This window comes from Simplicispira sp., from assembly GCF_028687295.1.
Classification (GTDB): Bacteria; Pseudomonadota; Gammaproteobacteria; order Burkholderiales; family Burkholderiaceae_C; genus Simplicispira; species Simplicispira metamorpha.
This window is the reverse complement of record NZ_JAQUAL010000042.1, coordinates 1-9,169: the sequence shown is the minus strand read 5'-3', so window position 1 is coordinate 9,169 and position 9,169 is coordinate 1. Positions and strand designations below refer to the sequence as shown.

At 62.1% G+C, this 9,169-nt stretch carries 8 protein-coding genes and 1 tRNA gene; 4 read left to right on the top strand and 5 right to left on the bottom strand.

Annotated elements, in window-relative coordinates:
* From PHX69_RS06820 to PHX69_RS06805, 4 genes are all read right to left on the bottom strand, one after another.
* On the bottom strand, window positions 1–349 hold a 349-nt coding region (locus tag PHX69_RS06820), incomplete at its 3' end, for an MFS transporter (protein WP_288042987.1).
* Window positions 350–845: 496 nt separating this feature from the next.
* Entirely contained in the window at window positions 846–1,589 is a 744-nt protein-coding gene (locus PHX69_RS06815) for an SDR family NAD(P)-dependent oxidoreductase (RefSeq protein WP_288042986.1), read from the bottom strand.
* A 122-nt stretch (window positions 1,590–1,711) separates the two neighbouring features.
* The gene (locus tag PHX69_RS06810) at window positions 1,712–3,589 is read right to left on the bottom strand and encodes a replication endonuclease (protein WP_288042985.1); all 1,878 of its coding nucleotides are present in this window, start codon (window positions 3,587–3,589) and stop codon (window positions 1,712–1,714) included.
* Between the two features lie 3 nt (window positions 3,590–3,592).
* Entirely contained in the window at window positions 3,593–3,907 is a 315-nt protein-coding gene (locus tag PHX69_RS06805) for a hypothetical protein (protein ID WP_288042984.1), read from the bottom strand.
* 359 nt (window positions 3,908–4,266) lie between these two features.
* Between PHX69_RS06805 and PHX69_RS06800 the strand changes: the two genes are divergently transcribed.
* The gene (locus tag PHX69_RS06800; RefSeq protein WP_288042983.1) at window positions 4,267–4,530 is read left to right on the top strand and encodes a hypothetical protein; all 264 of its coding nucleotides are present in this window, start codon (window positions 4,267–4,269) and stop codon (window positions 4,528–4,530) included.
* Here the strand turns inward: PHX69_RS06800 and PHX69_RS06795 are convergent.
* Window positions 4,516–4,603: transfer RNA gene (locus tag PHX69_RS06795), tRNA-Ser, on the bottom strand. The two genes, PHX69_RS06800 and PHX69_RS06795, sit on opposite strands and share 15 nt — an antisense overlap.
* Window positions 4,604–4,974: 371 nt before the next feature.
* On the opposite strand from PHX69_RS06795, the gene PHX69_RS06790 reads away from it, so the two are divergent.
* The 3 genes from PHX69_RS06790 to PHX69_RS06780 form a co-directional block, all read left to right on the top strand.
* Window positions 4,975–5,886, top strand: coding sequence for a bifunctional GNAT family N-acetyltransferase/nucleoside diphosphate kinase regulator (locus PHX69_RS06790; RefSeq protein ID WP_288042982.1), 912 nt, complete (start codon window positions 4,975–4,977; stop codon window positions 5,884–5,886).
* A gap of 345 nt (window positions 5,887–6,231) precedes the next feature.
* Entirely contained in the window at window positions 6,232–6,444 is a 213-nt protein-coding gene (locus PHX69_RS06785; RefSeq protein WP_119012021.1) for a formate dehydrogenase, read from the top strand.
* 15 nt (window positions 6,445–6,459) lie between these two features.
* Window positions 6,460–9,169, top strand: a 2,710-nt coding sequence (locus PHX69_RS06780) for a molybdopterin-dependent oxidoreductase (RefSeq protein ID WP_288042981.1), incomplete at its 3' end; no start/stop codon positions are given.

Genomic DNA, 9,169 nt, shown 5'->3' with positions numbered 1-9,169 from the left:
CGGCCTCGCCCACCGCCACGCCCACGCGCGCCAGCGCCAGCGTCCAGAACCCTGTGGCCATGCCGCACAGCGCCGTCATGGCGCTCCAGGCGGCGCAGCAGTAGGCGACGAAGTTGCGCCGGTTGGCGCGGTCAGCGTAGCGGCCAAACGGAATGGCTAAGGTGCTGTAGAACAGCGCGAACGCCACCCCGGTGAGCACGCCCATGGCGGTGTCGGACACGCCAAACTCCTGCTTGATCGGCTGCACCAGAATGCCCATGATCTGGCGGTCGATGAAGCTCATGGTGTAGACGAACAGCAGGATCAGCAGGGCGTAGTGGCTGCGCCAGCCGTGGGCGGGTTGTGTCATGGAAAAGATCCTCGTCGTTGCAACTGGTAGTTTCTGGCGCTGCGTGCTTTTCAAGGCCAGTGGGGGCGGTGGACGGCGCCTGTCAGGGTGCCGCAGCCCAGGGCCGTTGAAGGCATTTTTTGGCGATGGCCCGGGGCGGGCATCGTCCGCTCAGACGATGGCGTGTGCAGGGCCATCAGGGGGTGGAATCGGCGTGCAGTCCGGTTTTACCCGCCCAGGGCTGGCCCTTGGACGCGGCCCAGGGCATGCCCCCGCGTGTGGCAGGGTGAACCGGAAAATAGAGGATCAAAATGGCCTCCAGCGCCCGCCCGGAAAGCGCGAGTAGCTCTCTTTTCAGGAGCTATTTTCAGAATAAGGGCCGAAATAGCTTCCAGCCCTTATGCAGCAAGCGCGAGTAGCTATGCTTTCAGGAGTGGGTGGCGTATCGCCACGGGTCGGTATGCCGTGGCAAGCCCGCGCCGAGTCTGCGCTGGAAAGGTGCGAAAGCGCGAGCGCGTCAGCACACCAGGCTGCCGCCGTTGACTGGCAGCACCTGGCCATTGACCCATTCGGCCTCGGGCGAGGCCAGGTAGGCCACCGCCGCGCCCACGTCCTGCGGCGAGCCAGCGCGCCCCACCGAGGCGCTTTTGCGTGCGATTTGCTCCGAGCCTTCCCAGTTGTTCATGGTGCCCAGCGACAGCGCATTGGCGGTCACGCCGTGGCGGCCCACTTCGCCCGAGAGGTTGCGGACAAAGCCAATGGCCGCTGCCTTGGCCGCGCCATACGCGCACAGCCCCATACCGGTGGCGGTGCGGGCGGCGTCGGAGTTGATGGCGACGATGCGGCCCCAGCGGCGCTCGATCATGGACGGCAACATCGCCTGGCAGGCGTGCATCAGGCCGTGCAGGTTCAGTTGCAGCCAGGCGTCCCACTCCGATGGCGGCGACTCCAAAAACGGGCTGTAGCCCCAGCCCTGCGCGGGGATGCCCGCGTTGTGGACGAACACATCGATGGCGCCGTGCTGTGCCAGCAGCCCTTGCACCATGGCAAAGATGGCGTCGCGGTCGGTCATGTCGGCGGTGGCGGCAAAGGCTTGCAGACCCTCGTCGCGCAGCGCCTGGGCGCCTGCTTCGGCGCGGTCGCCAAAAAAGTCGTTGATGACCACGGTGGCGCCCTGGCGTGCCAGCGTCTGCGCTACGCCAAAGCCCATGCCGCGTCCGGCGCCACTGACCAGTGCTACTTTGCCGTCGAGTCGGAACATTTTGGGGGTGTCTCCTGTGAGTAGATCAATGAGGGGTGAATGCACAGCTTGCGCGGTTTCACCCCCAGTCGCCTACCGCAAATGGACGGGGCCAGAACAGCGGCGCTGGGTCAGTACCCCATTCAGGGCTGGGGAGCGGCGTCGGGCGGCAGGATATGGATGTGTGCCTCGCGCAGCACGGCATCGGTGCTGGCCTGGGGCTGCAAGCGCAGCGTTTGCACCAGCCGCAGGGGCGCTTGCAGGTGCAGCGGCCCACTCAGGCCGGGCCAGCTGGCCGTGATGCGGGCCTCATCCCCCAGCACCAGCAGGCTGTCGATGGTGAGCTGCGCCGGGTTGTGGCCCGCTGGCAGATCACCCCGGCTGAGTGAACGCAGCCGTACGCCATGGCTGTGCACCATCCAGCGCACCTGGCTGCCCGGTGGCCACTGCGCGTTCAGCGTGCAAGCCAGTGGCTGTGCGCCCGCTTGCAGCCAGGTCACGCCCGCACCGGGGTCGTGGCGCACGATGTGGCCATCGAAGATATTGCGCACGCCGATCAGTCGGGCGGCCGCTTCGTTCACCGGGTGGGCCATCACATCGCGTGGCGGGCCGCTTTGCAGCGTGCGGCCCTGGGACAGCAGCACCATGCGGTCGCCCAGCAGCAGCGCTTCGTTCAGGTCGTGCGTGACCCGGCGCAGTTCGCGCCAGACGGTGACGGGTGGCTGGCCCAGGGCTTGGAATTGCCTAATTCCCCAGGTCGCGGCCCAGGCGTCAACACGTTGGTAGCCCATGACCTGGCCGGTTTCGACTTCAAACGCCAGTTGGTGCCCGCCCGTGCCATCCAAGTGCGGCCCCACGTCCACCGACCCACCGACGTTTTTTGCAATGTATTTAGCTATGTAGCCCGCCGCGCCCCCGGCCTGCATGGCTTTGACGTTGACGCGGTTTTGTTCCGCGCCGCGCTCTTGCCCGTCGTCACTCAGCCAGTATTCGCGCACGACCTGCGCTGCCTGGTCAGCCGCGCCCTGGTCTTTGAACCAGATCAAGGCGTGCCAGTGGGGGCAGCCGTCGTGGTGCGGCTCGGCCACGCGGAACCCGTACATCGTCACGCCCAGGCGCGCGAGTTTGGCCCGTGCCCGCGCCCACATGGCGCACAGCCATTGCTGTGCATCGCGGGGTGTGGCGCCGTCGTAGCGTGCATTTTTTGTGGCGCGCCCAGCCTTGCCGCGCGGGGCGTGCATGGCATGAAAGCGGGATGGGCAGGTCAGGGTGAAGAAGGCCCCGACGTGGCCCGCTTGCTGCGCGTATTCTTCGCAGCCACGGATGCGGGTCATCAACTCGCCGCGCCGAATGTCTCGGTTGGCCACTGAGAAATCGGCCAGGGCTTGCAGTGTGTAAACCTGGCCTGCCTCATTGCGCACCAGGGTCTTTGCCAGCATTGCCGCGTTGCGTTCGATTTGCTGGGTGCGCCGGGCCACGGCTGATTCGCTGGCGTAGGCGCCCCGGGTTTTGTTGACCAGGCCCAAGCGGATTGCGCCGTGTTCCAGCACGCGGGCGACTTTTTTGCGCAGCGCACGGCGCCACCAAATATGGCACTCGGCCCGCGCGATGGTGCCCGCTGCTGTCTTGCCGCGCGGGGCTCCCACTCCCGCAGCGCTGCACAGTTCGCGCACGATGGCAACTTGCTTTTGTTCGATTTCCTGCGCGGTGCCGTCGTCTTGTGCTGTCAATTTTGATAGCAACTCAGTGACGGTTGACGACATGATTTTGGCTTTTTCGCCAATTTCAAAATCGCTCAGACTGCACGCGATGGCGTTGCCGTGGTCTTGCTGGAATTGCTCCAGCCGGGCCAGCCATTCAGAATTTGCCAGCCACACTGGTTCACCGGGCGCCCGGCGTGCCAGGGCATCGACGGCCCCAGCCCACTCGGGGGGCACGGTGCGCTTGATTCGCCCGGCCCGGCGCTTTGCCGCTCGCTGCTCATTGCTGACCGACAGGCCAACATCGTTGTATTTTTTCACGGCTTACCAGCGGCCTGACAGCGACACCAGACGGGAAAACGCCACTTTGGCCGCGCGCACTTCGCTTTTGATTGCCTCGCGCTCGGGGCCTGGCAGTTCTCGCCAATCTCGGGTTGCCAGATCGGCCAGGTCGCCGTCCACGCCCGCCAGCAACAGCATAGCCATGCGATGGCCTACCGACAGGCCCGACCACTCGCGGCTTTCAGAGTCCGATTGACGGCCACGGGTTGCCAGTTGGGTGTATTCGTCACGCAGGCCACCAGGGCCGAACAAGCGCGCCTTGGCCGTGGCAGCGGTGTTGGGTTGCGGGGCGGTCATGCTTGCCCCCCTTCCACGGGCACCACGGCACCGCAGCTACCGATTTTTTCCAAGACGGCAATGCAGCGCCGGGCGTTGCGCAGTGTCATAGCGCGCGGTTTGTGATCGACCCGGCACCAGTCGCCATTGGCCCCCACGAAATGCACGCCCCCGCGTTGTTGGTGTGCGCGCGTGCCCCAGCCCGCCGCGTACATCCCCGCATCCAATCGCACCGCCCATTTGCGCCCCGAATTCTGCATTTTTTGCCCCTGGTAAGTAAACGCAACATTTACGGCCCTGACGCTATCATGCAAACGTGGCGTTAACAATCGCGCCGCGCCGCTTTATTGCGTAAACGCAACATTTACAAAGGTTTTTTTATGCAAAGCACCATGCAACTGCTCCAACGCGCGTTGGAAAAGCACACCGCCGCAGAACTGGCGCGGCGCATTGGCGTTGATCGACAAATTTTCACGAACGCGAAAACGCGCGGCAATCTCAGCCCCGCCGTGGCCGGGGCGCTTGCCGATGAGATGGGAGAGGATTCGATGGGCTGGGTCGCCGTCGCAGCGCTGGAAGCTGAACGGGAAAGCCCTTGCAAAGCGCGCGCAATTCGCGCGGCTGAAAAGTGGCGGAGACTGTGAGATTCGAACTCACGGACGGTTGCCCGTCGGCAGTTTTCAAGACTGCTGGTTTAAACCACTCACCCAAGTCTCCGGGGTTGGAAGCTGCGTATTTTAGCTGGTTGCGCGCGCGATTTTGACGAGCCTGTAGCGCGTTTCGATGAACTGGGCCACTTCAGTTGGTTGTCCAGGGTGTTGAGGTAGATCATGATGAAGGGTCTGAGCCCTTGGCCCTTGGCCCTTGGTATGCATGGGGGCACTTCCAGGTTGGAACCTGCATGGGGGCTGCCGACTGGGTGCCAAGAAGCGGGGTTGGACTTGTCTGATTTGCCGCGTGAGACGCACGGGTTCAGCAATGCCTTGAATCGCCGCGCTCACGCTGTCCTAAAATAAGCACTCTATCGAAAGAACCGTCATGGCCGCAGCCATGAAAGGCTTTCATTCTTGCAGCCAAATGTGGTGAAGATGACCAAGCCTTTCATATCTCTGTGTCCCGAGATCACTCGGGCAGACGCATTCAATCTCATGGACTGGTTGGAAGACGAGCACGTGACCCGCTACCTGAGCGATTCGCGCCACGTCTCGCGCTTCATTGAGCAGGTCATTGGGCGGGTTCAGTTGCCTATCCTGACGCACCTGTTCAACCAAGGTGGCCGGTTCTTTATGGCCTACGACCGGGATGATGTGCCGGTCGGCTTTGTGCGTCTCGTCAAGGCAGGTACGGACTGCGAGATGGTCTTGGTCATCGGCAACCGCGATAACTGGGGCCGCAAGCTCGGGGCCAGCGCCATACGCGAAGGCATGAAGCTCGCGTTCTTCGATATGCGGGCCGAGAAACTCATCGCCAAGATCCACGCGGACAACGAGCGCTCGCTGAAAGCCTTTGAACGCTGCGGTTTCCTGCTGGAAAGCCAGACGCCTGCCCTGCATTCCTTTGCCATGAGCTCGGATCGGTATCTCCGGCTGTTGCGCGAAAGCCCCGCAGATTACGTCACCGATATCCACATTACCGAAGTCGATAAAGCGCGGCTCAGGAGCCTGCTTGCGTTCGAGCACACCTCCACTGTGTTCGAGCTGGAGCACGAGATTGAGCGGGCCATCGTCGTTGATCCGCACCAAGTGGCGCAGGATGTTGTCACGATGAATTCCAGGGCCTTGGTGCAGCTGGACGATGAAAAAGTAGAAGTGGCGCTGGTTTATCCAGAAGATGCGGACGGTAGTGTGGGGAAGCTGTCGGTTTGCTCCGGCATTGGCACCGCGATCCTGGGCTACAAAGAGGGTGATGCCTTCGACTGGCGCATGACGAACCGAACCCGCCACATCCGGATTGAGAAGGTGCTGTACCAACCGGAAGCCGCAGGCGATTTCCACCTGTAGGTTTGCACGCTGCGCTACAGCCGCTAGCGGCGCCTGAGGGCCCGGAGCTACCAGGAGCAGGTGGTCAAGCTGACTTCGTCCAGCGCGGACAAGTCACTCACCCTGCGCTTCGTCGCTGAAGACGAGTATTTCATGCAACTGCCGGGGCCTGTTGGGCCTTGCTGGCATGCGTTGGTTGCGCTTTTTTGTCTTTGACCACCATCGCCAGGCCGGTGACTTGTGTGTAATTGTGTAGAAGACCCAGGGGGGGATACGGCACAAGAATTGCGCAGGCAGTGTGCTGTCGCATAGACTCGCACCACTGTATGCACAGTGATTCATAACCGACAGCTTTTGGAGACAACGATGCAGGATCGCCCGCACACCCCCTCTCGCCGCAGTTTTTTTGCTGGAGCCGCTGCTGCCGGTGCCGCTGCCACTGCGGTGGTGGCTCTGCCACGTGCAGTGGGTGAGCCCGCTGCTGCGCCTTCTTTGCCTGCCCGTGAGATGCCTGAGCGTGGTGGTGGTTACCACCTGTCTGAGCACGTGAAGCACTACTACAAGACCACACAAATCTGACAGGAGGGCAGCGCCATGTTGCTGACCAAAAAAACTTCTTCTGCGGCGCCGGTATCAGGCGCTTCGCCTTTTGTTCACAGCTTGCGCAGAGGCTTGGCACAAGCGCTGCCAACAATGGACCGCCGCGCGTTTTTGCGCCGCTCGGGTTTGGGTGTGGGCGTGGGCCTGGCAGCTGCCCAGTTGACGCTGGTGAAAAAATCCAATGCCGCCGAAGGCGCCAAGGTGGCTGTTGGCAGCAGCAAAATCGAGGTGCGTCGCACGGTGTGTACCCATTGCTCGGTGGGCTGCGCGGTGGATGCGGTGGTCGAAAATGGCGTCTGGGTTCGTCAAGAGCCTGTGTTCGACTCCCCCATCAATTTGGGGGCGCACTGTGCCAAGGGCGCGTCGCTGCGTGAGCATGGCCATGGCGAATACCGCCTGCGCTACCCGATGAAGCTGGTCAACGGCAAGTACGAGCGCATCAGCTGGGATGTGGCCCTCAACGAAATTTCGGCCAAGATGCTGGAGCTGCGCAAGGCCAGCGGGCCTGATTCGCTGTATGTGGTCGGTTCGTCCAAGCACAACAACGAGCAGGCCTATTTGCTGCGCAAGTGGATGAGCTTCTGGGGCAGCAACAACTGCGATCACCAGGCGCGCATCTGCCACAGCACTACGGTGGCTGGTGTGGCCAACACCTGGGGTTATGGCGCCATGACCAATTCGTACAACGACATGCAAAACAGCAAGGTCGCTTTGTACATCGGCTCCAATGCTGCCGAAGCCCACCCGGTGAGCATGCTGCACATGCTGCACGCCAAAGAAACCGGCTGCAAGATGATTGTGGTGGACCCGCGCTTTACCCGTACCGCTGCCAAGGCCGACGAGTACGTGCGCATTCGCTCCGGCACCGATATTCCTTTCCTGTTTGGTCTGCTGTACCACATCTTCAAAAATGGCTGGGAAGACAAAAAGTACCTCCACGACCGTGTCTATGGCATGGAGAAGGTGCGCGAAGAAGTCCTGGCCAAGTGGACGCCCGACAAAGTGGAAGAGGCCTGCGGTGTGCCCGAGGCGCAGGTGCTCAAGGTAGCGACCATCCTGAACGCGAACCGGCCAGGCACGATTGTCTGGTGCATGGGCCAGACGCAGCACAGTATTGGCAATGCGATTGTGCGGGCCTCGTGCCTGTTGCAGCTGGCGTTGGGCAACGTGGGCAAGAGCGGCGGCGGCACCAACATTTTCCGGGGCCACGACAACGTGCAGGGCGCTACCGATGTGGGCCCTAACCCCGACTCCTTGCCCGGTTACTACGGCCTGGCAGAAGGTGCCTGGAAGCACTTTGCCAAAGCCTGGGGCGTTGACTTTGAGTGGATCAAGGGCCGCTATGCCAGCCCGGCCATGATGACCAAAAGCGGCATCACGGTATCGCGCTGGATCGATGGTGTGCTGGAGAAAAACGAGCTGATCGACCAGGACTCCAACTTGCGCGGTGTGTTCTTCTGGGGCCATGCGCCCAACTCGCAGACGCGCGGCTTGGAGATGAAGCGCGCCATGGACAAGCTCGATTTGCTGGTGGTGGTGGATCCTTACCCATCGGCCACCGCAGCCATGGCAGCCATGCCCGGCAAGCCAGAAGACCTCAATCCCAACCGTGCCGTGTACCTGTTGCCTGCGGCCACGCAGTTTGAGACCAGCGGCTCTTGCACGGCCTCCAATCGCTCCATCCAGTGGCGTGAGAAAGTCATTGAGCCGCTCTGGGAGAGCCGCACCGACCACATGATCATGTACCAGTTCGCACAGAAACTGGGCTTTGACAAAGAGCTGATCAAGAACGTGAAGCTGCACAAGGTCAAGGGCATGGATGAGCCCGTGGTCGAGGACATCCTGCGCGAAATCAACCAGAGCTTGTGGACCATTGGCTACACCGGCCAGAGCCCTGAGCGCCTCAAGGCCCACATGAAGAACATGCATGTGTTCGACGTGAAAACCCTCAAGGCCAAGGGTGGCAAAGACCCTGAAACCGGCTACGACTTTGCGGGTGACTACTTCGGCCTGCCTTGGCCTTGCTATGGCACGCCCGAGCTCAAGCACCCTGGCTCGCCCAACCTGTACGACACCTCCAAGCACGTGATGGATGGTGGTGGCAATTTCCGCGCCAACTTTGGTGTGGAGCGCGATGGTCAAACGCTGCTGGCCGAAGACGGTTCCCACTCTTTGGGTGCCGACATCACCACCGGCTACCCCGAGTTTGACCATGTGCTGCTGAAAAAGCTGGGCTGGTGGGATGACCTCACCGCCGCGGAAAAAACCGCCGCTGAGGGCAAGAACTGGAAAACCGACATGTCTGGCGGTATACAGCGCGTGGTCATGAAGGTGCATGGTTGCCACCCGTTTGGCAATGCCAAGGCGCGTGCGGTGGTCTGGAACTTTCCCGACCCGATCCCGCAGCACCGCGAACCTTTGTACGGTACGCGCCCGGACATGGTGGCCAAGTACGCCACCCACGACGACAAAAAAGCCTTCTGGCGCCTGCCCACGCTCTACAAGTCCATCCAGGACAAGAACGTGGCGGACAAGGTTTATGAAAAATTCCCGCTCATCCTGACCTCGGGCCGGTTGGTCGAGTACGAAGGCGGTGGCGAGGAAACCCGCTCCAATCCCTGGCTGGCCGAGTTGCAGCAAGAGGCTTTTGTCGAAATCAACCCCAAGGCGGCAGCTGACCGGGGCATCCGCAACGGCGAGCGTG